Source organism: Natronococcus roseus, from assembly GCF_043677095.1.
Classification (GTDB): domain Archaea; phylum Halobacteriota; class Halobacteria; order Halobacteriales; family Natrialbaceae; genus Natronococcus; species Natronococcus roseus.
This window is the reverse complement of the sequence record NZ_JBHLJR010000003.1, coordinates 435017-457300: the sequence shown is the minus strand read 5'-3', so window position 1 is coordinate 457300 and position 22284 is coordinate 435017. Positions and strand designations below refer to the sequence as shown.

Below are 22284 nucleotides of genomic sequence, written 5' to 3'. Positions count from 1 at the left end.
GCTTCTTAGGCGACGAGCGCGAACCGGCGGTCGTGCACTCGAGTGACCGCGATCGAATCCTCCTCGCGGCGGTCGTCTTCGCGGTGCTGTTCTCACAGCTGTTGCTCTACCCCGGCGTCGCGACGCTCGTCGAGACGCTCGGCGCCGAGGCGACGGCCTCGCCGTTCGCCGAGACCGCGCTGGACGCGAGCATGTGGTTTCTGGTGAGCGAGTTCGCGGCCTACGTCGCCTTCGTCGGGGTCTGGGGGCTCGCGAGCGACGCGGCGGGCCGTCGCCGTCCCTTCATCGTCGCCGGCGCGCTGGCCGGCGCGGTCGGCTACGCCGCCCTCGCCGCCGCCCCCCTCCTCGGAGACGTTCCGTTCGAGGGCGTGCTCGTCCTGCGACTCTTCCAGGGAGCGATGACGATCGGCGCGTTCTCGCTGACGATGACGATGCTGATGGACCTCGAGGGGGGTCACGGACGGAACATGGGCGCGGCCGGGATCGCGATCGGGCTCGGAGCCGCCCTCGGCGCTCCAGTCGGCGGACAGCTGACGGAACTCAACCCGCTGGCGCCGCTGGTCGTCGCGTCCGCCCTGCTGGTCTGTGTCGGCGCGCTGGTCTCGTTCGCCCCCGACAGAACCGGCGGAGGTCGACGATCCGCTCGAGCCCTCGTCGAGGGCGTTCGCCGGCGACCGACCCTGACGATCCCCTACGCGTTCGGGTTCGTCGATCGGCTGACGGCCGGCTTCTTCGCGCTCGTCGGGACGCTGTACTTCCAGGACGCGTTCGGGCTGGGCCCCGGGACGACCGGGCTCATGCTCGCGTGTTTCTTCGCTCCCTTCGCCCTGCTGCAGTACCCGATGGGTGTGCTCTCGGATCGGATCGGTCGAACGATCCCGATCGTCGTCGGTTCGCTGTGTTACGGCGTCGGAATCCTCGCGGTCGGCGCCGCGCCGACGGTCGCGACCGCCGCCGCCGCGATGGTCGCTGTCGGCGTCCTCGGCGCGCTGGTCTCGCCGGCGACGATGGCGCTGGTTACCGATATCGCACACGAGCGCGAGCGCGGAATCGCGATGGCCGGCTTCAACCTCGCCGGGAGTCTCGGCTTTCTCGGCGGATTCCTGATCGGCGGGACCGTTGCCGGCAGCTACGGCTACGGCTCGGCGTTTCTCGCCGTCGGCGGCCTCGAGATCCTGATCGCGCTCGTCGCCGTTCCCCTCTTCTTGCGACTGTCGGTCGATCGCAGCGAGCCGTTTCGTGCGAGCGACGGTAGCGACGACTGACGGACATCTTTGATTTCGAGCATAAATCAGTCCAGCCGATATTACCGTAAACCGTGGTATGAGACCCCATGGCGACGCTCGGATGGAGGGTTGCCATTTTTATGTACTCGGTTCCAACCCATCGGTGATGACACGAGATAACGGCATTTCGCGACGGACCGCGATGAAGGTCACGGGTGCTGCGGCTGCGACGACGCTCGTTGCAGGCTGTGGTGACAACGGCGACGACGACGAGAACGGCGACGACGAGAACGGCGAGAACGGCGAGAACGGCGCCGACGGCGACGGCGTCGAGATCGAGCCCGGCGAGCGCATCGTCCTCTACGGCGACTCCGCCGGCTGGGAAGGCGAGGAGCCCGAGGACATCGACGGCGAGGAGAACCCCACGCTGATCCTCGAAGAAGGCGAGGAGTACGAGATCGGCTGGGAAGAGGGCGACGGTACGGCCCACAACATCGAGATCGTCGACGAGGACGACGACGTCGTCGACGACTACGAGACCGACCAGGACGAGGAAGGCGGCGACGACCAGTTCCTCGAGTTCGAGGCCAGCGATGATATGGCCGAGTACGTCTGCCGTCCCCACGAGAACGCGATGCGCGGCGCCTTCGAGATCGAGGAAGGCGAGAACGGCGCTGACGACGAGGAGAACGGCGCCGACGACGAGGAGAACGGCGCCGACGACGAAGAGAACGGCGCTGACGACGAGAACGGTGCCGACGATGAGGAGAACGGCGCCGACGACGAAGAAAACGGTGTCGACGACGAGAACGGCGCCGACGACGAAGACAACGGTGAGGACGACGACGACCTCATCGACGACGAAGACGACGAGTAACTCGCTCGCCCCGCACGACGATTCACCCATTTTTGCGGCGCCCACGACCTAAAGCGGCAGCTCCCTCGAGCGACCGCGCGACGAGTGTGACGGGACCAGGAGTTTCTCACGGCTCTCGAAGAGCGAGCCAGCCACGTGCGTTCCTTTCACACTGAAACGTATCGGACTGATCGGCGGGACGGCCGTCGGCTCACCCGCCGGATCGATCGCGTACCGCGACTCGAGGACGCCAGCGTTCGTGCCGGAAATTCGTTCCGTCTCAGTTACTAACATACACTGTTCTTCCCGTGTTCATAGCTAGCAACTCTCCCCGAATTCGGTACGTAGCACCACTCTACTGCCAGATATCAAAATACAAATCCCCCCAGGCCGTTTCGTGTTAAAATGACTTCACAGCGAGATATCTTCCTCTTCGTTGCGCTCGCGGTCGCCTGGGGGACCGCCTTCGGCGCGGTCGAGGTCGGCCTGGAGACGCTGCCGCCGATCCTCTTCGCCGCGCTCCGACTCGACGGCGCGGTCCTCCTGTTCGTCGCGGCCATCGCCGCGCTCGGCTACGAGTGGCGACCGCGAACCAGGGCGGACTGGGTTACGATCATCATCTCCGGCGGACTCATCGTCGGCGGCCACTACGGGCTCATGTTCCTCGGTCAGTCGTACGTCTCGAGCGCGGTCGCGGCGATCGTGCTCAGCCTGACACCGATCGTGACGCCCCCGCTCGCGCTGGCGTTGTTACCCCGCGAGCGGATCCGAGCGCCGGCGGTCGTCGGGCTCGGGCTCGGACTAGCCGGCGTCATCATGATTGCGCTTTCGGGTGGCTCCATCGACGGACAGGTCGTCGGCGTCGCCCTCCTGTTCGGCTCAGCGCTCGTGTTCGCGATCGGCTCAGTGCTGACCGAACGCACTCGAGGGACGCTCCCGCTGCTCCCGCTCCAGACATGGGCGATGGCCGTCGGCGCCGCCATGCTTCACACGCTGAGTTTCGCCCACCCCGGCGAGAGCGCGGCCGGACTCCGTGCGGCGCTGACGGCCGAGACGACCGCGGCGCTCGCGTACCTCGCGGTCGTCTCCACCGCGGGCGGCTTCCTTGCGTACTTCGTCCTGCTCGAGCGCGTCGGCGCGAGCGAGCTCAGCCTCGTCAACTACGCCTCGCCCGTCATCGCGGCGCTCGTCGGCTGGGCGCTGCTCGGCGAGACGATCACGCTCGCGACGATCGCCGGCTTCGCGCTGATCATCGCCGGCTTCGCGCTCTGTAAGATCGGCGCGCTCTGGAGGCTCGGCGCCCCCGTGGTCGGCTACGGCCCGACCCGACCCGCGGCCGCGGCGGCCAGGGCCGGCGACATCGTCGTCGACGGCAACGTCTACGTCGCGGGTACCGACAGCTACGCCGGCCAGGCGCGGTCGGCGGACTGATCGGCGGCGATCGTCCGTTCGGCGGACGACAAGACGTGCACTGCAGGTCGAGCGATCGGGTCGCACGACGACCGCTGTTCCCACCGGTACGCTCGTCGGTTCGGACGTCGACGACCTCGGAACGGCCGTGTTCGTCACGGCGTTCGGACTGATCGAACTGGTGCTCTTCTACGCGGAGTTCGACCGCGTCCTCGAGACGGTCGGCGGTGACGAAACCGCGGCGGAGCCGAAGACGAACTGCCCGAACTGTGGCGCTCGCATGGCGGTCGACGCCGACCGCTGTGAGTACTGCGACCGCTCGCCGACGGACGGCGCTGCCGCTGCCGACGCCGATCGGAACCGAGCCGACGATCTTGCGGACGACGAGACGCCGGATTACGGCTGGGTCGACGAGTGAGACGACGCGTCGGACGGACCGTCGTCGAGGCGACGGCCGCCCCGTTCGGTCCGGACCGACGACGACGGTTCCGGTCCTGTGCCATCCACAACTACCATACCGCCTCGCGACCCAGTGGACCGTACTCAGGTGGTTACGTGACCGAAAAACGCGAATACGGAGACGACTATCCCGACAAGACGCTGTACATTCCCGGTCCGACCGAGGTGCGTGAGGACGTCATCGAGGCGATGTCCGAGCCGATGTTCGGCCACCGGATGGACCGGATGACCGACCTCTATACGACCGTCGTCGAGGACACGAAGGAGTTCCTCGGCACCGACAACGACGTCGTCGTTCTCACCGCTTCAGGAACCGAGTTCTGGGAGGCCTCGACGCTCAACCTCGTCGACGAGAACATCCTCGTCGCAACCTGCGGGAGCTTCAGCGAACGCCACGCCAACGTTGCCGAGCGCCTCGGAAAGAACGTCGACCGACTCGAGTACGACTGGGGGCGGGCGGTCAAACCCGAGGATATCCGCGAGACCTTGGAGACGAGCGACACCGACTACGACGTCGTCGCCTGCGTGATGAACGAGTCCTCGACCGGGGTTCGGAACCCGATCGAGGAGATCGGCGACGTCGTCGCCGAGTACCCCGACACCTACTTCGTCGTCGACGCCGTCTCGTCGCTGGGCGGTGACTACGTCGATATCGACGAGCACAACGTCGACGTCATCTTCGCGTCCTCCCAGAAGGCGTTCGCGATGCCGCCCGGACTGGCGATCTGTGCCGTCAGCGACGAGGCCTACGAGCGCGAACTCGAGACGGACTCCGCGTCGTGGTACGGCGGCTTCCAGCGAACGATCGACTACTACGACCGCAAGGGCCAGACCCACTCCACGCCGGCGATCCCGATCATGCTCGCCTACCGCAAACAGATGAAACACATGCTCGATGAGGGTCACGAGGCCCGCGACGAGCGACACCACGAAATGGCCGAGTACACCCGCGAGTGGGCCCGCGACCACTTCGGGATGTTCCCCGAGGAGGGCTACGAGTCCCAGACGGTGAGCTGTATCGAGAACACGCAGGGGATCGACGTCGCCGGGACCATCGAAACCGTCAGCGAGAAGTACGATTTCGCCTTCTCGAACGGCTACGGCTCACAGCTCGGGGAGAAGACGTTCCGCATCGGCCACATGGGCGAACACGACGTCGAGAGCATCGAGGCGCTGACCGACGCCATCGAGGACGTCGCCGATCTCTGAGACGGATCTCCGCACGTCGGGTCCGAGATCGCGAGCCGTCCCGCGGGGGCTCCGGTACGCAGTCACAGCAGCCCGTCCGAATCGCCGGTCGCTCGTCGGCCACGCCACGACCGACCGTTCGGATCTACGACCTCGTTTTCCGCCCTCGTTTCGACTCGAGTTTGGAGACTCGAGCCCCTCGAGCGATCGCGCCGTTCGTCCGAATCGGCGGTTCCACATGATCGTTCCGGCACTATTTGTAACTATTTCGAAATACAGGGAGAGGATACCATGGTACTCGTTACGTGGTTCTATAGGCCATCATGATACGAAATCATCGAATGTTACATGATAGCACGTATCTAAAAGTACCAGAAGGGTGAAAGGTTATAAGCGTCGAGTGTGTACTTCGAACCGAAACCACTCATGACGCGATACTTCCACCCCCAGTCGGCCGAGTCGACTCGAGACCGAACCGCGAGGTCGGGTTCGATCGGCGGCGCGCTCCTCTTCGTCCTCGCGGCGATGGGGTTGCTCGTCGCGATCAGCTACCCGCTAACCGTCGCCGCCGCCGTCGGCGCCGTTGTGGCCGCGGCGCTGGTCTTCCGACTCGGAGCGCCGGCGCTGGCCCGTGAACTCCACGGCCGGATGACCGAGCTCGAGGTGCCCGGTATCGGCACCGTCGAAATCCGTGTCGACGCCCGATAACGCCGCTATTTTGCCGACTGTCGGTCCCGAAGAACGTGAGCGAAGCGACGCCGTCGCTGCGACGCTCGAGGAGCACGCGAACGAAGCGCAAAAACCGAAGTTACTGGATGTGACCTTCGCGCCGGAGCTGATCGGCCTCGCTCTTCTCGTAGCGCCAGGTGATGTCGGCTTTCTCGTCCTGCCAGTCCCAGGGATCGACGAGGACGACGTCGTCCTCGCGGATCCAGATGCGCTTTTGCATCTTTCCGGGGATGCGTGCGGTCCGTTCGGTTCCGTCGGCACACCGTACCTTGACGCGGTTCGCTCCGAGCATGTCGGTCACGGTCGCGAACACCTCGTCGTCGTCGGGCATCCGAAGGTCGTTCCGACCGCCGTCACCGTCGTCGCTCATATCGCGGGCTTCGCGTTCGATCGGTTTAATCCTTTATCGATTTTCCGGCCGAATCGCCCCGATTGCTGGTCTGTACCCGTGACGAACCACGTCGTTTATCTCTCTGCCCTGACCAGTCCAGCGTATGCTGAGGCATCTCGGTCCGCTCGGAATCGCCGGTATCGCGCTCTTGCTGGTCGGTCTCGCCGTTATCGCCTACGAGAGTCTCCTGGTCGCCGCCGGGCTGGCGCTCGTTCTGGTCGGAATCGGTCTGGCCGTGAAAGCGCTCGTCTCGAGCGTGTTCCGGCAGTTCGGCATGATGTGAACGGCCGGTTCGTCGACCTCGCCTCGAGCCCGGAGTGGGGTTACACCTACACCTCGTTGTCGCCCGCGCGATGTTCGCTGATGAGCTGATCGACCATCTCCGCCTTCCGATCGCGAGTACGCTCCTCGGCGTGGCCGTGCCAGTCGTCGATCACGGCCTCGACGTCCTCCTCGCGGGCGACCGCAAGCTCGTCGACCTCCTGCATCGCGACGTCGTCGGCCGGACCGACGGGAATTTCGGCCTCGAAGAGGATCTCGTCGGCTACGTCAGAGAGCCCCCCCTCCTTCAACACGACTCGCGGTTCGAACCCCGCGAGCAGCTTTGCGGTCGACCGACCCGCGCCGCTGGCGTCCCGGAGATGGACAACGTCGCCGGCAGCGATGCCGTACTGCTCGTCGGCCTCGCGGATCGCTCCCTTGGTGAACTTCTCGACGACCTTGACGGGAACGAGCCCCTCCTTCTTCGCGGAGACGTCGCTGAAGTTCGAGTGATCGAGCTTCCAGAGCGCCTTCATCCGCTCGACTTTCTCCTCGAGCGCCTCGGCCTCCTCGCGGGCCTCGTCGCGCTCGCGCTCGAGGCGGTCGGCCTTGCGGTCGAGTCGGGAGACTTCCCGGTCCCGCCGGACCTCCTTTCGCTCCTGGCGGCGGGCGCCGCTGAGGCTGTTCTCGAGTTCGTGGATGCGCTCGTCTTTCTCCTCGAGTCGGTCCTCGAGGGTTCCGACGTGGGACTGAAGCCGTTCGACCTGTGTCTTCAGGTCCTTGATCTTCCGTTCCTCCTCGGTCAACTCGCGGGGCTCGTGCTCGGTCGACTCCTCCTCGGCGCCGTCGTCCTCGGTCAGGTCGGTCAGGACGGCCTCGACGCTCTCCTCGCCCGCGACGACCCGCGCCGTGACCTCGCCGCGGTCGATCCCCGGCGGGATCCGCTCGGCGATGCGCTCGAACTGACTCTCGTGGGCGTCGACGGCGAACAGCGCGGCAGCCATCGCGTCCCGCTGATGGTCGTCGTCGTATGAGTGCTCGCGGGTCCGGTGTTGTTTCTCGTCGATCGGCAGATCGCTGTCGGGAACCCAGCCCGCGGCGTCGAAGCTCCGGCGGAACTTCTCGACCGTCTCGGGTATCGGCGTCACGTCCGCGGCCACGATGATCGGTCGACCCCGTTCGACGATCCACTCGATCACGTCCGCGGTGTCGCTCGTGCGGGAGCTCCAGACGTCCAGTACCTCTCCCTCGAGTGAGACGATCGCGGCCGCGGTCGTCGTCCCCGGATCGATGCCGACGACGACGTGGTCCCGGCGCTTGGCCAGCGGGCGGAACTCGATCCCGTCGCGGCGCTCGCGTTCGATCTCGACCCGAACGTCGCCCGAGCGGTTCCGCGAGACCGGAATGTCCTGCGGGCGGGCCTCGACGGTGAAAACAGCGTTTGCAAAGCCGCCGTAGGCTTCCCGCACCTCGCGCTCGAACTCGAGGGTCGCGTCCTCGAGTTCGGACTCGACCTCGCGGGCCCGTTTCCTGACCGAGCCGTGGATGCGGCGGGTGTAGCGGTCCTCGCTCCAGCCGCCGCTGCCGGTCGAGCGGCCCCTCGAGACCTTGACCGTCGTCGTGTCGGTAAACGCCGAAACCTCGTGGCCGACGTTGTGGGCCGCCAGCCGAGCCGCGGCCTCGGCCTCCTTCATCGGCTGCTTACCGTAGGGGATCCCGTGACGTTTCGCGACGCGAGAGAGCGGCTCGGGCTGTTCGGCGCCCGTCACCTGGACGAGCTTCGTCCCGGCGGGCAGCGAACCCAGGAAGTGGATCAGCTGATCCTTGTCCGCCGCGAGCTCGTACATGTTGTCGGTGGCGACGATGGCCGGCTCCTCGTCGTCGATCAACCGTCTGAGTTTCCGGTGCGTGACGACGTCCCGGGTGACGTCCTCGCCGTCGTAGACGACCAGGGCGTACGACGGCGCGTCCCCGCGCACGTCGCCGCTTTGGACGTCGACGCCGAAGACGACCGCGTCGAGCGCACTCGTTCGCGTGCTCACGGCGGGCCATAGGGTCGACCCGGGTATAAATCCGACGCGGGGAACGGGTCAGGAGCGGCCGGGTTCCGGCGCGTCCGAGGGACGTCGACGACGGTCGGGGACGGCGCGCTCGTAGACGCGGGTTCCGACCGCCCGGACGGGCGATACTCCCAGCCCCCACGCGATCGGCGCCAACAGCCGAAACCGCCCGAGAAGCCGACGGAACGCCTCGTATCCCTCGGAGACCTCGCCGTCGTGAGACAGGGACAGCGCCGCCTCGCGGTCGGCCAGCTCGGCAGGGGCGTCGGATCGCGGAACGAACCGAACCGAGTCGGTGCTGTCGAGGTGGACGAAGGGGACGAGCGCCCGGGTGCAGACGCGGCAACGATCGTCGTACACCACCGTCGCCTCGTCGTCCGCGTCGGCCGCGAGCCGTCGGTAGGCCCCGTCCCAGGCGGCGAACAGCGAGAGGACGAGGATCATGTCGATGAAGTACAGCCCCAGGGTGAGAATCACCGAGACGTGGAAGCCGATTATTCCGAGGATCGGAAGCGTCACCGAGAGCCCGAGGACCGCAGCGACGAACAGCGACACCTGAACCGCCGCGGTGCCGACGAAGCCGACCCACGCCAGAAGCTCGTTCTCGACGATCGGGGCGCCGGCGGCGCGTTCGATACCGGTCATCTCGCGGTTAAAGAGGATGTCCCGCTGGAGTTCGGCCCCCGAGAACCAGATCTCGAGCGGGCCGTTCAGCGCCTTCCCCCAGGCCGAACCGACGTAGATGATCGCGACCGCGAGCAGTCCCCACTTGAGTGCGCGCATCCTGTAGACCCGGTTAGTCTCGTCGGTCAGGACGGCGTTCAGTTCCTCGAGCGAGCGGTCGCCGGTTCTGCGGAGCGCGTCGACCGACAGTCGGTCGTCCTCGGCGAACAGCGCAAACATGAGGATCAGGTACGAGCAGACGAACAGCGACTCGACGGTTCCGGCCAGGTAGATCGTCGCCTTGACCGAGAGCATGTGCATCAACAGGAGACTCGCGAGGCCGCCGGTCCAGCGGGTCCGGTAGCCGACGACGAACAGCACCAACAGGGCGGCGACGACCCACTGCTGGTAGGGCAACAGCGCAAAGAAGAGATCCTGGTGGAGGAAGCCGATCGTCTCGTCGACGTGGAACTCCGGCCACTCCCCGTAGGCCGCCCACTCGAGCGAGAGCACGCGCCAGATGACGTACATCCCAAGCAACACGCGGACGACGGCGAGGTTGAGCGGTGAGGCGCGGCCGTCGTCGGCGACGTAGTTGACGAACGCGCTCATCGGCTCTCCTCGTGTTCGGTGACGGTTCCGTCGGTCGGATCGATCGTCACCCGGGGTCGCTCCTCGTTCGATTCGACCGCCGTGTTGTCGTCGCTGTAGATCACCGTGCGCTCGTAGATCCGGATCGCCTCGAACGCCTCGTGGCCCTCGAGCTCCGCGGCGGTCCAGGCCCGGTCGTCGACGTACCGCGGCGGCTGCAGCCGATCGGTGACCGACCTGTCGCCGGACTCGACCGCGTGCCGGTGTTCCTTGGCGTTTTCGAGGTAGAACTCGCCCATCTCGAGGCGCTGTTCGTCGGTGTACTCGTCGGCCATCTGACCGGCGACCGTCGACGTTCGGGTACCCGTCGTCGGCGGCGTCGAGCGGTCGTCGAACCAGAGTTCCTCACCCGACGCGTCGACCATCCGAATCTCGTAGTAGGTCTCTTCCTCCTCGGACGGTTGGGCGAACTTGTGCATGTCGACGACCGGAAGCAGCGGCATGCCGACCAGCGTGACGACCAGCAGCGTCGTAAAGAACCCCGCGAGCCAAACCTCGCGAGCGTATCGACGGCGGGCGAACGCGAGAATACCGAGCGTTCCCAGAAAGAACAGCACGTACACGGCGGGGAAGAGGACGGCCGTGAGGTCAGATAAACTATCCAACAATACGGATCACTGTCCCGTCTTACTAAAACCGAATATATAGGTTTTCTGGGGGCTGAGCGTTTGATGCGTAAATTTTAGACGTCGAAAAGATAACGAGAGTGCAACAGCGGTAGGTATTTGGACGCGACGGCCATCGATCGGTTCGATGGAGTACACGACGCTCGGTTCGACCGGGACGACCGTGAGCAAGATCTGTCTCGGCTGTATGAGCTTCGGCAGCGGTCAGGACTGGATGTTAGACGAGGAGGAGGGACGGGAACTCCTCGAGCGCGCGATCGACCTGGGGATCAACTTCTTCGACACCGCCAACGTCTACTCGGCGGGTGAGAGCGAGGCGATCCTCGGCGACGTGCTGGCCGACTACGACCGCGACGAGTTCGTCGTCGCCTCGAAGGTCCGCTTTCCGGGCGCGAACGACCACCGAAACGCCGAGGGGCTCTCACGGAAGACGATCGAGCAGGAGCTCGAGGCTTCCCTCGATCGGCTCGGGATGGACACGCTCGACCTCTACCAGATCCACCGCTGGGATTACGACACGCCGATCGAAACGACGATGCGCGCCCTCGACGACGCCGTCCGTCGCGGGAAGGTCCGTCACCTCGGGGCATCCTCGATGTGGGCCCACCAGTTTCTCGAGGCCAGACGGGTGAGCGAGCGCGAGGGGCTCGCGCCGTTCGAGACCATGCAGAACCTCTACCACCTGGCCTACCGCGAGGAGGAACGCGAGATGTTCCCCGTCTGCGACGACTACGACGTCGCCACGATGCCCTGGAGCCCCCTCGGCGCGGGATATCTCGCTCGGCCCCACGAGGAGTTCCGGTCGACGACGCGGGCCGACCACGAGGTCGAGAACGCCGGCGTCCCCTACCACGAGTTCCCGGCAAGCGAGGCGATCAACGAACGGGTGGGAGAGCTCGCCGACGACCGCGGCGTCACGATGGCCCAGATCGCGCTGGCCTGGCAGTTCGAGAACGAGAACACGACCGCGCCGATCGTCGGTACCTCGAGCGTCGAACACCTGGAGGAGGCCGTGGAGGCGCTCGAGATTTCGCTCTCCGACTCGGACGTCGAGTACCTCGAGGAGCCGTACGAGCCGGTGCCGGTCTACGGGCACGACTGAATCGACATCCCCGGTGACACCCCGCCGGTCGCAGTCAGCGGGACGGCTCGTTCGGTCCGCCGTCCGCTGCGAGTCGTTTCGCCTGGATCTCTTCTACGTACGCGAGGAAGTTATCGAACAGCCGTTTTGCCTCGCAGGCCGCGTCGTAGTTTCCGGCGTCGATCCCCTCGAGAACCGCGTCGATACGCTCCTCGGGGAGCTGATCGGACTTTCCCGCGGTGACCGATTCGGCCATCTCCATGTCGTACTCCGGATGAAACTGCACGGCGAAGACGCGGTCCTTCCGGAAGCCGTGGATCCCGTACTCGTTTTTCGCGAACACCGTCGCACCGGGCGGTTCCTCGCAGACGTGGTCGGAGTGAGTGGTAAAGACGGTCATCGTTCGGTCGACGCCCTCGAGAAGGCGATTCGCACCGTCCTGTTCGACCGTCCGGTACCCGATCTCGTACTCGCCCATGGCTTTGACGCGGCCGCCCATCACGTCCGCAAGGAGCTGGTGTCCGTAACAGACGCCGAGCGCCGGTAACCCGGCCCGGATCGCGTCGCCAGTCCAGGTCTTCAGCCGGCCGATCCACTCCCGGTCCCAGTAGACCGACGCTCGCGAACCGGTGACGACGAACCCGTCGTAGCGGAAGTCGTCGGGAAACTCGCCGGACGGGCAGTGAAACTCCGTCAACTCGGCGTCGAGCTCCCGGCGGAAGTTTCGTCGTGTATCGGTCGCCTCGTGAGCCGCGTTCAACAGCGCGAGTTGTATCTCTCCCATCCGTTCTCACCGGGAGTTGGGCCGAAACGAACTCTCGTCGCTGCTCGGATGCGCTTGCCCGTCGCTCGCCGTCGAAGGAGCGCCCCGAGACAAATCCTGCTCGAGGCGGTCCGCATACCGGAGGCGGAGCGCCCGCGCCTCGGAACGTGTCGGCTCCCCCATCGCGGCGAGTTCTGGCGAGAGCGGATCGTACGCCGACACGTCGAATCCCATTCGTCCCAGGTACGATCGAACCGAACCAGACGACAGCCCGTCCCGGATGGCGGCGTCGACGTACGATCTCAGCGCCTCGAACTCCGGAAGAACGACCGAGTCGTTCCTCACGTGGCCGGTCTCTCCCTCGATACGAACACCGACGTCGGTAGCGTGCTCGACGATACCGGCGATTTCGTCGGCGAGTCGAACGACCTGACTCGGAAGGGCGGTGTCGGGTGAGCGCCACTCGACCGTCGAGAACCGATCGCGAAGCTTGACCGGCGTCCAGGCCGTTCCCTCCGGCTCGAAGTGGGACTGGACGTACTCCCGGTCGAAACCGGCGATCACGGCCTCGGTCAGGAACGCCTCGTAGCAGCGATCGACGCGTCTCGCCCACGCCTTCCTGTCGGGAACGTACGGCCACAGCTCCCCCTGGTTGGGGAGGGCAGCGTAGGCCAGCCGACGGTACAGCTGCGATCTCGCACCGGTGGCCAGCTTCGTTCCGCGAAAGAACGGCGTGGAGTTGACCAGCGCCAGCGCGGGATCGAGTGCGACGAGCGTGTTCAGCTGGTCGATCTCGCGGCCGGGCTGCTGTTCGATATGAACGTGCGTTCCGGCGCAGTGTCGGACGTACTCGAAGTTCTCGCCGAGGACGCGGTCCTGAATCCTCGTGCGCTCGTTCGGACGGTCCTCGATCGGACCGCAGTGTATCGGAGTGCCAAGCGGGACGAGTCGCTTCCCTTGCTCCTCGGCTCGACGGAGAACGCGACCCAGCCGACCGAACAGCTCGTCACGCAGTTCGTCCGTCGACTCACACGGCGTCGTCTTGATCTCGAGCAGCGGCGCGACGAACTCCCCTTCGACGCCCGGGGAGGCCTCGAGGAGGTCTCCGGGTTCGGTCAGTTGGCCGCGCTCGTCGATCACCCAGTACTCGACCTCGACGCTTCGTCGGATCAGTCCGCCCTCGTTCGTGGATTCGGTTTCGGTATCGAGTGGGACAGCCATCTCTCAACCCCGGAAGAGGCGTCTCGTTCGATCGCCGCATCGCGTCGGTCGGTGCTGCATCCAGGTAGCCGAGCTCAGACCGATCGAACCGTTCGCTCCGTCTCTTAGCCAGCGGCAAATCGGCAGGCCGGCACCCCGGTCAGGACGTCTGTGCGTACTTCTCACATGCTCGAGAACTGATCCTGCGTAATAACCGTTGTGTACACACAGTATAGATATTCCTTATACATTGGTCGAATGGTCAGATTCTACAGCTGGAGTGGACACTTTAACATCTTTCCGGCTACGTTACTCTACTACTTACAATAGTCAGAGGCCACACAGAACGGGCCGCGGCACCAGAACCCGTTCAGGAGGAGGTCGGCTCGACTGTCCAGCCGGGATCCCGTCCCGTGCGCTTGATCCGATCGGATCGGCAGGCCGGACAGTAGTCCGGCGTCGAGGCTTCGCTTCGGGGAACGTAAACCGCGCCGCTGCACTCCACGCAGGCCTCGGGTGCGACCGTTGTGCAGTCCGCACAGACGTTGAAATCGTCGACCGTGAGTCCGCGCAGGGTCTCGAGTTGTTTGTCCAGGGTGTACTCGTCGATGATCGCCTGACAGTTCTGACACGGTTGCATATCGATACCTCTGTCACTGTGTAACAGTGCCACAAAGCTTTGTCGGCTGATCGCAGGATGGGACGGTTTCCGACGGCCAGCTCTGCTCAGACGTCCGGGTACTCGAGTTCGAGCGTCTCGCCGTCGTCAGGGACGAAGACTTCACCCGCGAATACCTCGCGGGCCTCCTCGAGGTGAGCCGAAACGTCGCCGGCGTACCGCGACGAGAGGTGCATCAGCGCCAGGCGCTTTGCGCCGGCCCTATTAGCGATCTCGGCGGCCTGGCGCGCCGTCGAGTGGGCGGTGTCGGCGGCGCGGTCGGCGCGGTCGTCGGCGAACGTCGCGTCGTGGATCAACAGGTCGGGTTCGTCGGCGGCCTCGATCGTCGCAGCCGTCGGCCGGGTGTCACCGGTGTAGACGATCGCACGACCGGGTCGGGGGTCGCCGACGACCTGTTCGGGGTCGACGACGGTGCCGTCCTCGAGTTCGACGGATTCCCCCTCGTGGAGCCTCGAGAACTTCGGCCCGACGGGGACGCCGAGCTCCTCGGCGCGCTCGCGGTCGAACCGGCCCTTGCGGTCGTCCTCGACGAGCGCGTAGCCGACTGACCGAGTGTCGTGGTCGGTCGCGAACGCTCGAACCGCGAACTCGTCGGCGCGGTAGGCGACATCGCCGCCGCCGACCTCGTTGATCCGCACCGGAAACGAGGGTCGATTGCCGAGCGCGTGGACCAGCGACTCGAGGTCGCGTCGGGTACCTCGAGGGCCGTGGATCGCCAGGGCGTCCTCGCGGTCGTTGAAGTCCATCGTCTGGAGCAGGCCGGGAATCCCCAGGACGTGATCGCCGTGGAGGTGCGTGACGAAAATATGCGCGATCGAAAACCCCGTCCCGAATCGCATCATCTGGCGCTGGGTCCCCTCGGCGGCGTCGAACAGCAGCCCCTCGCCCTCGCGGGCGACGAAGATCCCGCTCGGATTCCGCTCGGTCGTTGGAACGGCCCCGCCGGTCCCCAGAAACGTCACGCGCAGTGGCATCACTGCGTGTTCGACGCGCTGAGACTAAACCGCCTTCGGATCCGACGCCAAACCGATTCGCACGCGAACGGCGATCGGATCGTTCCGGCGCGGCGAACGGACTGTGCGTTTTACGTTCCTGTAGCTCTAACGTGTCGAGCAACACCATCCCCAAATGAGTTCGAGACCGACGTTCGGAACTATTAAACGAGTTGCCGCCATCCTGATTGCGATCACAGTGGTCCTCGCGGCCGGTATCGTCGTTGGGCAGGCCCCCGTCATCTTCGGCGTCGACGACGATCCATCGGCCTCGATCGCCTTCGAGGATCAGGAGAGCGACGGCGTGAGCGTCACTATCGACGAGGTTACGCTCTCGGACGGCGGCTTCGTCGTCATCACCGGCGCGGGCGACGAATCCCTCGCCGTCTCGACATACCTCGAGGACGGAACGCACGAAAACGTCACCGTCGAGAGCGAAGAGAACGAGACCGATCTCGTCGGTCAGTTGACCGCAACGGTCCATCAGGATACCACCGGCGACGAGACGTTCACGTACTACGAGACCGAGGGCGAAGAGGATCAGCCCTACCTCGATGACGGGTACCCGGTTAGCGACACCGCATCGGTAACCCCGGACGACGAGGAGGCGGTCTCGGACTCGTTCGTCGTCGAGTCGATGACCGCGCCAGAGTCGGCGACGACCAACGAGACGATCGGAGTCGTCGCGGAGGTGCGGAACCCGACGGAGTTCGACCAGCAACAGGTCGTCGAGTTCCGGCTGAACGGAACCGTCCTCGAGCGTCAGATCCTCGAGCTCGACGGCGGCGAGGACCGCGAGATCAGTTTCGAAGTCGACCTGAGCGGGGCGCCGCCCGGAACCCAGTCGATCGGCGTCTACACCGACGACGACGGTGAGGTCGGCGAGATCGACCTCGAGTTCCACACCGATCCGTCGGTTTCGGTCGTCGACGCCGACACCGACGAGGTGACCGTCGACGTCGCCACGCCCGAGGACGGGTTCGTCGCGATCGAGGACGACGACGAGGTGCTCGGAACCAGCGACGAACTCGAGGCCGGCGAACACGAGAACGTCAGCGTCCCGTTCGACGACGACGTCACCGTCGACGAGGACGACGAGCTCACGGCGGTCGTCTACGAGGGCGACCCCGAGGACGTCGACTCGGCGGAGCCGCTCGAGCACGAGGACGAACCCGTCGAGGAGACGTTCACCATCGCGGACGCCCAGGCCGAGGCCGAGGCGGACGACGAGGATGAGAACGACGGGAACGGGGACGAGACGGACGACGAGAACGGCGACGACGACGCGGACGACGAGTAACGCGGCGTCCAACCGACCGATTCTTACCGCCCTCTCCCCTACCGACGAGCGATGGACGCGCCGCTGTGGACCGACACCCACGCCCCGGAGCTGGCCGAGTTGCCACAGGACGACGCTCGCGAGTACTTGGAGCGAGCCGTCGAGGAGCCGCTGAACCTCGTCCTGCAGGGACCGCCCGGCAGCGGCAAGACCGCGGCGGCGCGCGCGCTCGCTCGAGAAGCGCACGAGGACCCCGACAACGACCTGGTCGAGATCAACGTCGCCGACTTCTTCGGCCGGACGAAGACCGAGATCAAGAACGATCCCCGGTTCGCCTCGTTTCTGACCGGTCGGTCGTCGATGTCCAAACGCGACATGATCAACCGCGTGCTCAAGGAGTCGGCCAGCTACGCGCCAGTCACCGGCGAGTACAAGACGATCCTGCTCGACAACGCCGAGGACGTCCGCGAGGACTTCCAGCAGGCGCTGCGCCGGATTATGGAGCAACATCACCGGACGACCCAGTTTATCATCGCGACCCGCCAGCCGACCAAGCTCATCCCGCCGATCCGCTCGCGGTGTTTCCCCGTCTCGGTCCGGGCGCCGACCAGCGAGGAGACCGTCGCAGTGCTGGAACGGATCGTCACCGCGGAGGACGTCGACTACGAGTCCGAGGGCCTCGAGTTCGTCGCCGGCTACGCGAACGGCAACCTCCGACAGGCGATCCTCGCCGCCCAGACCACCGTCGAGGACGCGGGCGAGGTAACGATGAGCGCGGCCTACGAGACGATCGGCGAGGTCGGCCTCGAGGACGAGGTCGAAGGGATGCTCGACGACGCCGAACGCGGCGAGTTTACGGATGCGCGGAAGACGTTGGACGACCTGCTCGTCGACGAGGGGTTAGACGGCGAGGAGGTGCTGGATCTCGTGCTCCGCGTCGCGCGCAAGCGCTACCAGGGCGAGAAGCTCGCCCGCACCCACCGACTCGCCGCCGATGTCGAGTTCGAGATGCACGAGGGAACGAGCGACCGGATCCACGTCTCGCACCTGCTCGCGGAACTGGGACGGGACGCCTGATCAGTCGGCTTCCCGCTCTCGTGCCTGGCGTTCGAGTTCGGTCATCGCGTCCGGTTTGATGACGTACAGGAGTCCGATGAGCAGACAGATCGCTCCCACGACGAACGGATTCCGTCGTCCCGTCGCCTCCCAGTATCCAGAAGTATACAGTCCGATGATTCCGATACCGACGGCCGAAACGACGACACCGAAAACCCGCCCCGAGAGGGAGATAAAGCGCGAGAGGATCAGTGCGAGCGCGAGCAGAAGCCCGACACCGAGCACGATAACGAACTCGCGATCCAGCCACTGGCTGTCTGGCGCGAACGCCGCCAGGATCCCGACGGTAATGGCGAGACAGGCGAGTAATGCCATCCCGGACAGCGCGTTTCGATCGCGCCAACGCGTCTTCGAGACGGAGAGGTAGCCGAGCAAGAGACACAGGACGGCGATCCCGACGACTCCCTGCAGCGCCGCTGGAGTCGACGTCGCGTCCTCGAGGGTTCGGTAGGTCATCCCGAGGACGATCACCATGACCAGCCCGTAACACAGGAGCCGAAACCAGCGGGGCGACGGCGGAACCGACGTTCCGCGATCCATACGGATGGACTCGAGGGTACTGTCAAGAACATGTCGGAAGCGGTCCGTTTCGGACGGGTTTATTCACCCCGTCGCGTACCCCTCGAGCATGCCGACACTGCTCGACACTCGCATCGAGAACCGATTCCGCGTCCAGCCCAACCACGCGAACAACAACAACACCCTTCACGGCGGAAACCTGATGAAGTGGCTCGACGAGATCGGCGCGATGTCGGCGATGCGTTTCGCCGGCGAGACCTGCGTCACCGCCCGCGTGAACGAACTCGACTTCGAACGTCCGATCAGGATCGGCGACATCGCGCTGGTCGAGGCCTACGTCTACGATGCGGGTCGCTCGAGCGTCCACGTCGCGCTGCGGGCCTGGCGCGAGGAACCGCGCACAGGCGAGGTCGAGAAGACGACCGAGTCCTCCTTTACGTTCGTCGCGATCGATAGCGAGGGGAAGTCGGTGCCGGTCCCTAAACTCTCCGTCGAGAGCGAGGAGGGCAAGCAGTTGCAAGAACGGGCGCTGAAAGCCGACTGAATCGGTCCAGTGGTGAGTTACTCGTATAGTCATCATAGTTACATGAGTTCAACGACGGTTTCGTCGGCGTGAAAAAGATCGCGCTCCTCCCCGGCTTGCTGGGTGAGCTCGACTCGGACAGTGCGGACGAACCGCAGATGAGCTACGCTGTCGCAACCGAACACGACGGGTATCGGCGCGTCGTCTGTTCGGGCAACACCCACCAGGAAGGAACTCGTCGCGAGCAGGCGCGGACGATTCTCGAGTACTTCGAAGAGGGTCTGGCAGCGTTTGGCGGCGGCATCAACGACGTGGTCGAGTCCCGCTGGTACGTCCGTGAGGATGTACTCTCCCGCGAGGGACAGGTGGCGCTCCACGAGGTCAGATCCGAGTTCTTCGAGCGACCGCACTACCCCGCGAGTACGATGATCGGGGTGGCATCGCTGCTCGACGATGCGCTGGTCGAGATCGAGCTGATCGCGGAGATTCCGGACGACGAGTGGGAGATCGAGACGATCGGTCTCCACGACGTCAACGTGTAGCCGGCGGATCGACAGATCAAGGCCCTCAGCGAACGCGTTCGAAGAACGTCTCGAGCGCCGGCTCGACGTCCGCGAGCGTCTCGTACTCGAGGACCTCAATGGCTTCGTTGCCCCGTACCATCGCCGACAGCTCGTGTTCGCCCTCCGGACGGTAGAGCGCGAGTACGGGCGTCTCCCACGCCACGGCCCGCCCGACCTCGTACCCCACGCCGAGACTCGGCGTCGTCACCTCGGCGACGACGGCGTCGGCTCGCCGGAGCCAGGCGACGTCCTGGTCGTGGATGTCGACGTCGGTCAGTCCCGCCTCGCGCTCTTTCGTTTCGACGTCCTCGGTCCCGACGTGTTCGGTGAGGACCGTTCCGTGCTGCTCGAGGAGTGCGATGAGGTCGGCGTACAGATCGACGTCGTCCCGACCGCCGCGGATGGAGCCGCTGAAGAATATGTCCATGCGGGATCGTGGCGACATCGGGTCTTAACAGTCCCTTATCGTGACTCGTCGGGATCGAAACGAGTCGAACTGTCTCGAACGACTGTCACTCGAGCACCGAATCCGGCGCTTCGGTCGTCGAAGGGCGGATCCGTCGCCGTCGATCACGACTCGCCGACGGCGTGGAACCGTTCCAGTACGTCCTCGGGGACTGGGTTGACGTACTCGAAGGCCTCGTTCTCGCACAGTCGTTCGAAGTCACGATCGGTCGTAACGAGGACGTCGACGTCGGCCTGTCGCGCGAGGGCGAGGTAGAAACAATCGAAGACGTCGTGATAAAGATACGAGCGCATACCCCCGTCTTTAGGCGGGGGTCAAGCGGACAATAGCCTACACGCCCACTGACGACGCTACGGCTGGATTTCCCACCATTCTATCGATAGTATTAAGACACCGACGGACCATAGTGTGCAACACGGATGAAGACCACACGTCACGCGACCTACAACCTCAACTACCACATAGTGTGGTTGCCGAAGTCTCGCAGAACCGACAGTTCTGCGGACATCGCGGAACAGGGTTCCGCTCAGTACCGTCAATCGGTACTCGTCAACGAGGTCGCCAGCCGTGTGAAAACCATCCTCCACGAAATAGCCGACGACAAAGGCGTCGAAATTCTCGACCTCACCGTACAGCCCGACCACGTTCACCTGTTCGTTAGTAGCCCACCCAAGAACGAACCGGCACTACTCGCCAACTGGTTCAAAGGCATCTCCTCGCGCAAGTACAACCACCGATACGCCGACCACGACGGCGAGAAAATCGGATGGGCGAGAGGGTACTACGCAGGGACCGCCGGGCACGTTTCGAGCGAGACAGTCGAGAACTACATCCAAGAACACAAAGGGGGAGATTCGTGACCGAACTCACGAAGACGCTTGAACTCAAACTTGTGGACCCGAACGCCCACAAGCGGGGGAAACTCCGAGAGACACGAGAAGCGTACCAGCACGCCCTCCAAGACGCCTTCGACGCCCGATGTACCACGCAGACCGAAGCGAACGACGTGGTGGTCAACTACGACCTGAGCGGGTACGCGAAGAACGCGCTCAAGAAGTACGTCCCGCAACTCACGACGACGTACAACGCGGGCGAACTTCACGACGATCACCCTGTCCGCTTCACCAACGAGGGGCTACGGCTCGACCACAAGCCCGAGAACGCTATCGAGTGGTACGTCAAAATTCCGCACCACGAGGACTACCACCTCTGGATACCAGCACAACCGAATCCCGAGCAACGGGACTGGTTGGAAGCGTTGAACGCGGGAGACGCCACGATGGGTGAGAGTCGGTTGTTCGAGCGGGACGGAACGTGGTATCTCCACGTCACCGCCACCCGCGACGTGGAGGAACGCTCCGAGGTGTCCACCGAAGAACGGACGCCCATCGGAGTGGACATCGGGGAAGCGTCACTCGTCACGGTGTGTCACCGAGACGACCACGGTTCTCCGACCGCGCCAGAACTGTGGGCCGACGAGGGCAAGACCGTTCGTCGGCTCCGCAAGACCTACTTCACCGCCAAGCGCCGACTCCAGACGCGCGGAAGCGAGCGTATCGTGGAGTCCTTCGGGGATGACGTGTGGGGACAGATAGACGACGTGTTCCACCGCGTCACCCGCGAAGTCGTGGAGTACGCCGAGTCCGTCGAGAATCCCGTTCTTGTTCTGGAAGACCTGACGTACATACGGGAGTCGATGGACTACGGCGACTTCATGAACCGGCGTCTCCACGGATGGGGGTTTGCCAAACTCCACGCGCAGATACGCTACAAGGCCGTCGAGAAGGGCATCCCCGTCGAGACGGTGAACCCGCGCAACACGTCGAAGGAGTGCTACGCTTGCGGTGAGGTAGGATACCGCCCGCGACAGGCGACGTTCAAATGTACGAACGACGCTTGCTGGATGGGTGAGTACCAAGCGGACGTGAACGGCGCGATTAACATAGCGGACCGCTACCTCAGCGGAGAGAGCCATTCAAGAGAACACACGGATGGCGATGACTCGGCTGAGGATGGGGGGCGTTTGACTGCCCCACAAGACACCCAAGCCGATGCTACCCAGCAAGAGACGCTTGGGACGTATGCGTCTTGAAACTATAGGGTCGGGGCGACCGGCCTGAAATCCCGTGGTGGGATTCCCGCGGTAACGAGACGCGACGCGTCTCGTTCGCACACCAGAACGCGAAGCGTTCTGGGGACGTCTTTAGGCGCGGGAGGAGGTCAACGTCGACCAGCTGTATCGACAGTGCATCGAGGTCGGGAAGAACGCGAGTCCTACACATCCTATCGACCGCCGAACGTCGCCTCACCCGCGTCTCGGAACGTCTCCGAACCCCACTCTTCGCCGCGAGTTACCGTTTCGAGACCGGGAAGTTCTCGCACGAGTCGGATATCCCCGCCCTCCCGAACGACGCGGAACTCCGTTCCGTCCTCGAGATTGAGATCGTCTCGGAGCGTCTTCGGAATCGTCAATCGACCACGATGGTTGAGCCGAGCGGTCCCGTACTCCTCGTCGACCGAATCGTCGGATTCGTTCACAGGGATCACCCGCGTTCGTGGGTACGGATACGATCACGATAAACA

The 22284-nt window shown here is 64.8% G+C and carries 26 protein-coding genes; 14 read left to right on the top strand and 12 right to left on the bottom strand.

Translation table 11 applies throughout. The annotated features are described in order from the left end of the window. The first annotated feature begins 32 nt into the window (after nucleotides 1-32). The 6 genes from ACFEMD_RS10270 to ACFEMD_RS10245 all read left to right on the top strand — a co-directional run bounded on the left by ACFEMD_RS10270 (nucleotide 33) and on the right by ACFEMD_RS10245 (nucleotide 5847). On the top strand, nucleotides 33-1265 hold the full coding sequence (locus ACFEMD_RS10270) for an MFS transporter (RefSeq protein WP_394741051.1): 1233 nt from the start codon (nucleotides 33-35) through the stop codon (nucleotides 1263-1265). 127 nt (nucleotides 1266-1392) lie between these two features. Beyond that, nucleotides 1393-2103, top strand: coding sequence for a twin-arginine translocation signal domain-containing protein (locus ACFEMD_RS10265; protein WP_394740912.1), 711 nt, complete (start codon nucleotides 1393-1395; stop codon nucleotides 2101-2103). Nucleotides 2104-2487: 384 nt separating this feature from the next. Then, nucleotides 2488-3513, top strand: coding sequence for a DMT family transporter (locus tag ACFEMD_RS10260; RefSeq protein ID WP_394740911.1), 1026 nt, complete (start codon nucleotides 2488-2490; stop codon nucleotides 3511-3513). Between the two features lie 127 nt (nucleotides 3514-3640). After that, entirely contained in the window at nucleotides 3641-3910 is a 270-nt protein-coding gene (locus tag ACFEMD_RS10255; protein ID WP_394740910.1) for a hypothetical protein, read from the top strand. A gap of 137 nt (nucleotides 3911-4047) precedes the next feature. Beyond that, nucleotides 4048-5160, top strand: a complete 1113-nt coding sequence (locus tag ACFEMD_RS10250; RefSeq protein ID WP_394740909.1) for a pyridoxal-phosphate-dependent aminotransferase family protein — start codon at nucleotides 4048-4050, stop codon at nucleotides 5158-5160. Nucleotides 5161-5565: 405 nt separating this feature from the next. Beyond that, nucleotides 5566-5847, top strand: a complete 282-nt coding sequence (locus tag ACFEMD_RS10245; RefSeq protein ID WP_394740908.1) for a hypothetical protein — start codon at nucleotides 5566-5568, stop codon at nucleotides 5845-5847. A 100-nt stretch (nucleotides 5848-5947) separates the two neighbouring features. Here the strand turns inward: ACFEMD_RS10245 and eif1A are convergent, their stop codons facing one another. Next, the gene (gene eif1A, locus ACFEMD_RS10240) at nucleotides 5948-6238 is read right to left on the bottom strand and encodes a translation initiation factor eIF-1A (protein WP_394740907.1); all 291 of its coding nucleotides are present in this window, start codon (nucleotides 6236-6238) and stop codon (nucleotides 5948-5950) included. Nucleotides 6239-6362: 124 nt separating this feature from the next. Between eif1A and ACFEMD_RS10235 the strand changes: the two genes are divergently transcribed. Next, on the top strand, nucleotides 6363-6542 hold the full coding sequence (locus ACFEMD_RS10235) for a DUF7470 family protein (RefSeq protein WP_394740906.1): 180 nt from the start codon (nucleotides 6363-6365) through the stop codon (nucleotides 6540-6542). A gap of 46 nt (nucleotides 6543-6588) precedes the next feature. Here the strand turns inward: ACFEMD_RS10235 and ACFEMD_RS10230 are convergent, their stop codons facing one another. From ACFEMD_RS10230 to ACFEMD_RS10220, 3 genes are read right to left on the bottom strand one after another with little or no spacing between them, the layout of a single operon-like run. Next, nucleotides 6589-8562, bottom strand: a complete 1974-nt coding sequence (locus ACFEMD_RS10230) for a DUF460 domain-containing protein (RefSeq protein ID WP_394740905.1) — start codon at nucleotides 8560-8562, stop codon at nucleotides 6589-6591. A gap of 48 nt (nucleotides 8563-8610) precedes the next feature. Next, entirely contained in the window at nucleotides 8611-9855 is a 1245-nt protein-coding gene (locus tag ACFEMD_RS10225; protein WP_394740904.1) for a DCC1-like thiol-disulfide oxidoreductase family protein, read from the bottom strand. Beyond that, a complete protein-coding gene (locus ACFEMD_RS10220; RefSeq protein ID WP_394740903.1) occupies nucleotides 9852-10499 on the bottom strand; it encodes a hypothetical protein in 648 nt (215 codons plus the stop codon). Before ACFEMD_RS10220 ends, ACFEMD_RS10225 begins: the two co-directional genes overlap by 4 nt. A 148-nt stretch (nucleotides 10500-10647) precedes the next feature. Here ACFEMD_RS10220 and ACFEMD_RS10215 point away from each other — a divergent pair, with 148 nt between their 5' ends. After that, the gene (locus ACFEMD_RS10215) at nucleotides 10648-11622 is read left to right on the top strand and encodes an aldo/keto reductase (RefSeq protein ID WP_394740902.1); all 975 of its coding nucleotides are present in this window, start codon (nucleotides 10648-10650) and stop codon (nucleotides 11620-11622) included. 34 nt (nucleotides 11623-11656) lie between these two features. Here the strand turns inward: ACFEMD_RS10215 and ACFEMD_RS10210 are convergent, their stop codons facing one another. The 4 genes from ACFEMD_RS10210 to rnz form a co-directional block, all read right to left on the bottom strand. Then, entirely contained in the window at nucleotides 11657-12385 is a 729-nt protein-coding gene (locus ACFEMD_RS10210) for a type 1 glutamine amidotransferase (RefSeq protein WP_394740901.1), read from the bottom strand. Nucleotides 12386-12391: 6 nt separating this feature from the next. Continuing rightward, complete coding sequence (locus ACFEMD_RS10205) at nucleotides 12392-13585, bottom strand: glutamate-cysteine ligase family protein (protein ID WP_394740900.1); 1194 nt, start codon at nucleotides 13583-13585, stop codon at nucleotides 12392-12394. Nucleotides 13586-13934: 349 nt separating this feature from the next. Further along, on the bottom strand, nucleotides 13935-14204 hold the full coding sequence (locus tag ACFEMD_RS10200) for a DUF7571 family protein (RefSeq protein ID WP_394740899.1): 270 nt from the start codon (nucleotides 14202-14204) through the stop codon (nucleotides 13935-13937). An 86-nt stretch (nucleotides 14205-14290) separates the two neighbouring features. Next, nucleotides 14291-15217, bottom strand: coding sequence for a ribonuclease Z (rnz, locus tag ACFEMD_RS10195; RefSeq protein ID WP_394740898.1), 927 nt, complete (start codon nucleotides 15215-15217; stop codon nucleotides 14291-14293). Nucleotides 15218-15371: 154 nt separating this feature from the next. Here rnz and ACFEMD_RS10190 point away from each other — a divergent pair, with 154 nt between their 5' ends. Together ACFEMD_RS10190 and ACFEMD_RS10185 are read left to right on the top strand one after the other, a co-directional pair. Then, on the top strand, nucleotides 15372-16535 hold the full coding sequence (locus ACFEMD_RS10190) for a DUF7282 domain-containing protein (RefSeq protein WP_394740897.1): 1164 nt from the start codon (nucleotides 15372-15374) through the stop codon (nucleotides 16533-16535). A gap of 51 nt (nucleotides 16536-16586) precedes the next feature. Beyond that, the gene (locus ACFEMD_RS10185; RefSeq protein WP_394740896.1) at nucleotides 16587-17591 is read left to right on the top strand and encodes an AAA family ATPase; all 1005 of its coding nucleotides are present in this window, start codon (nucleotides 16587-16589) and stop codon (nucleotides 17589-17591) included. On the opposite strand, the gene ACFEMD_RS10180 is transcribed toward ACFEMD_RS10185, so the two are convergent. Next, nucleotides 17592-18170, bottom strand: coding sequence for a hypothetical protein (locus tag ACFEMD_RS10180; RefSeq protein WP_394740895.1), 579 nt, complete (start codon nucleotides 18168-18170; stop codon nucleotides 17592-17594). Between the two features lie 88 nt (nucleotides 18171-18258). Here ACFEMD_RS10180 and ACFEMD_RS10175 point away from each other — a divergent pair, with 88 nt between their 5' ends. Together ACFEMD_RS10175 and ACFEMD_RS10170 are read left to right on the top strand one after the other, a co-directional pair. Continuing rightward, nucleotides 18259-18693 carry an acyl-CoA thioesterase gene (locus tag ACFEMD_RS10175; protein WP_394740894.1) on the top strand — a complete coding sequence of 145 codons (435 nt, stop codon included), beginning with the start codon at nucleotides 18259-18261 and terminating at the stop codon, nucleotides 18691-18693. A gap of 68 nt (nucleotides 18694-18761) precedes the next feature. After that, nucleotides 18762-19214, top strand: coding sequence for a RidA family protein (locus tag ACFEMD_RS10170; protein WP_394740893.1), 453 nt, complete (start codon nucleotides 18762-18764; stop codon nucleotides 19212-19214). Between the two features lie 25 nt (nucleotides 19215-19239). Here ACFEMD_RS10170 and ACFEMD_RS10165 read toward each other — a convergent pair whose 3' ends face one another. Together ACFEMD_RS10165 and ACFEMD_RS10160 are read right to left on the bottom strand one after the other, a co-directional pair. Continuing rightward, nucleotides 19240-19662, bottom strand: coding sequence for a nucleoside 2-deoxyribosyltransferase (locus ACFEMD_RS10165; RefSeq protein WP_394740892.1), 423 nt, complete (start codon nucleotides 19660-19662; stop codon nucleotides 19240-19242). Nucleotides 19663-19805: 143 nt separating this feature from the next. Further along, the gene (locus ACFEMD_RS10160; protein WP_394740891.1) at nucleotides 19806-19994 is read right to left on the bottom strand and encodes a hypothetical protein; all 189 of its coding nucleotides are present in this window, start codon (nucleotides 19992-19994) and stop codon (nucleotides 19806-19808) included. Between the two features lie 126 nt (nucleotides 19995-20120). Here ACFEMD_RS10160 and tnpA point away from each other — a divergent pair, with 126 nt between their 5' ends. Both tnpA and ACFEMD_RS10150 read left to right on the top strand, forming a co-directional pair. Beyond that, entirely contained in the window at nucleotides 20121-20561 is a 441-nt protein-coding gene (tnpA, locus tag ACFEMD_RS10155) for an IS200/IS605 family transposase (protein ID WP_394740890.1), read from the top strand. After that, nucleotides 20558-21793 carry an RNA-guided endonuclease InsQ/TnpB family protein gene (locus tag ACFEMD_RS10150; RefSeq protein ID WP_394740889.1) on the top strand — a complete coding sequence of 412 codons (1236 nt, stop codon included), beginning with the start codon at nucleotides 20558-20560 and terminating at the stop codon, nucleotides 21791-21793. The genes tnpA and ACFEMD_RS10150 overlap by 4 nt, the downstream gene beginning before the upstream one ends. 191 nt (nucleotides 21794-21984) lie before the next feature. On the opposite strand, the gene ACFEMD_RS10145 is transcribed toward ACFEMD_RS10150, so the two are convergent. Next, the gene (locus tag ACFEMD_RS10145; protein ID WP_394740888.1) at nucleotides 21985-22239 is read right to left on the bottom strand and encodes an AbrB/MazE/SpoVT family DNA-binding domain-containing protein; all 255 of its coding nucleotides are present in this window, start codon (nucleotides 22237-22239) and stop codon (nucleotides 21985-21987) included. Nucleotides 22240-22284 lie beyond the last annotated feature (45 nt).

What these genes read in the sequence shown, in the direction of transcription:
- ACFEMD_RS10265 (WP_394740912.1), top strand. Translation starts at nt 1,393, where the DNA reads ATGACACGAGATAACGGCATTTCGCGACGGACCGCGATGAAGGTCACG.
- ACFEMD_RS10260 (WP_394740911.1), top strand. Translation starts at nt 2,488, where the DNA reads ATGACTTCACAGCGAGATATCTTCCTCTTCGTTGCGCTCGCGGTCGCC.
- ACFEMD_RS10245 (WP_394740908.1), top strand. Translation starts at nt 5,566, where the DNA reads ATGACGCGATACTTCCACCCCCAGTCGGCCGAGTCGACTCGAGACCGA.
- eif1A (WP_394740907.1), bottom strand. Translation starts at nt 6,238, where the DNA reads ATGAGCGACGACGGTGACGGCGGTCGGAACGACCTTCGGATGCCCGAC.
- ACFEMD_RS10235 (WP_394740906.1), top strand. Translation starts at nt 6,363, where the DNA reads ATGCTGAGGCATCTCGGTCCGCTCGGAATCGCCGGTATCGCGCTCTTG.
- ACFEMD_RS10225 (WP_394740904.1), bottom strand. Translation starts at nt 9,855, where the DNA reads ATGAGCGCGTTCGTCAACTACGTCGCCGACGACGGCCGCGCCTCACCG.
- ACFEMD_RS10215 (WP_394740902.1), top strand. Translation starts at nt 10,648, where the DNA reads ATGGAGTACACGACGCTCGGTTCGACCGGGACGACCGTGAGCAAGATC.
- ACFEMD_RS10210 (WP_394740901.1), bottom strand. Translation starts at nt 12,385, where the DNA reads ATGGGAGAGATACAACTCGCGCTGTTGAACGCGGCTCACGAGGCGACC.
- ACFEMD_RS10205 (WP_394740900.1), bottom strand. Translation starts at nt 13,585, where the DNA reads ATGGCTGTCCCACTCGATACCGAAACCGAATCCACGAACGAGGGCGGA.
- ACFEMD_RS10200 (WP_394740899.1), bottom strand. Translation starts at nt 14,204, where the DNA reads ATGCAACCGTGTCAGAACTGTCAGGCGATCATCGACGAGTACACCCTG.
- rnz (WP_394740898.1), bottom strand. Translation starts at nt 15,217, where the DNA reads ATGCCACTGCGCGTGACGTTTCTGGGGACCGGCGGGGCCGTTCCAACG.
- ACFEMD_RS10190 (WP_394740897.1), top strand. Translation starts at nt 15,372, where the DNA reads ATGAGTTCGAGACCGACGTTCGGAACTATTAAACGAGTTGCCGCCATC.
- ACFEMD_RS10185 (WP_394740896.1), top strand. Translation starts at nt 16,587, where the DNA reads ATGGACGCGCCGCTGTGGACCGACACCCACGCCCCGGAGCTGGCCGAG.
- ACFEMD_RS10180 (WP_394740895.1), bottom strand. Translation starts at nt 18,170, where the DNA reads ATGGATCGCGGAACGTCGGTTCCGCCGTCGCCCCGCTGGTTTCGGCTC.
- ACFEMD_RS10175 (WP_394740894.1), top strand. Translation starts at nt 18,259, where the DNA reads ATGCCGACACTGCTCGACACTCGCATCGAGAACCGATTCCGCGTCCAG.
- ACFEMD_RS10165 (WP_394740892.1), bottom strand. Translation starts at nt 19,662, where the DNA reads ATGGACATATTCTTCAGCGGCTCCATCCGCGGCGGTCGGGACGACGTC.
- ACFEMD_RS10160 (WP_394740891.1), bottom strand. Translation starts at nt 19,994, where the DNA reads ATGCGCTCGTATCTTTATCACGACGTCTTCGATTGTTTCTACCTCGCC.
- tnpA (WP_394740890.1), top strand. Translation starts at nt 20,121, where the DNA reads ATGAAGACCACACGTCACGCGACCTACAACCTCAACTACCACATAGTG.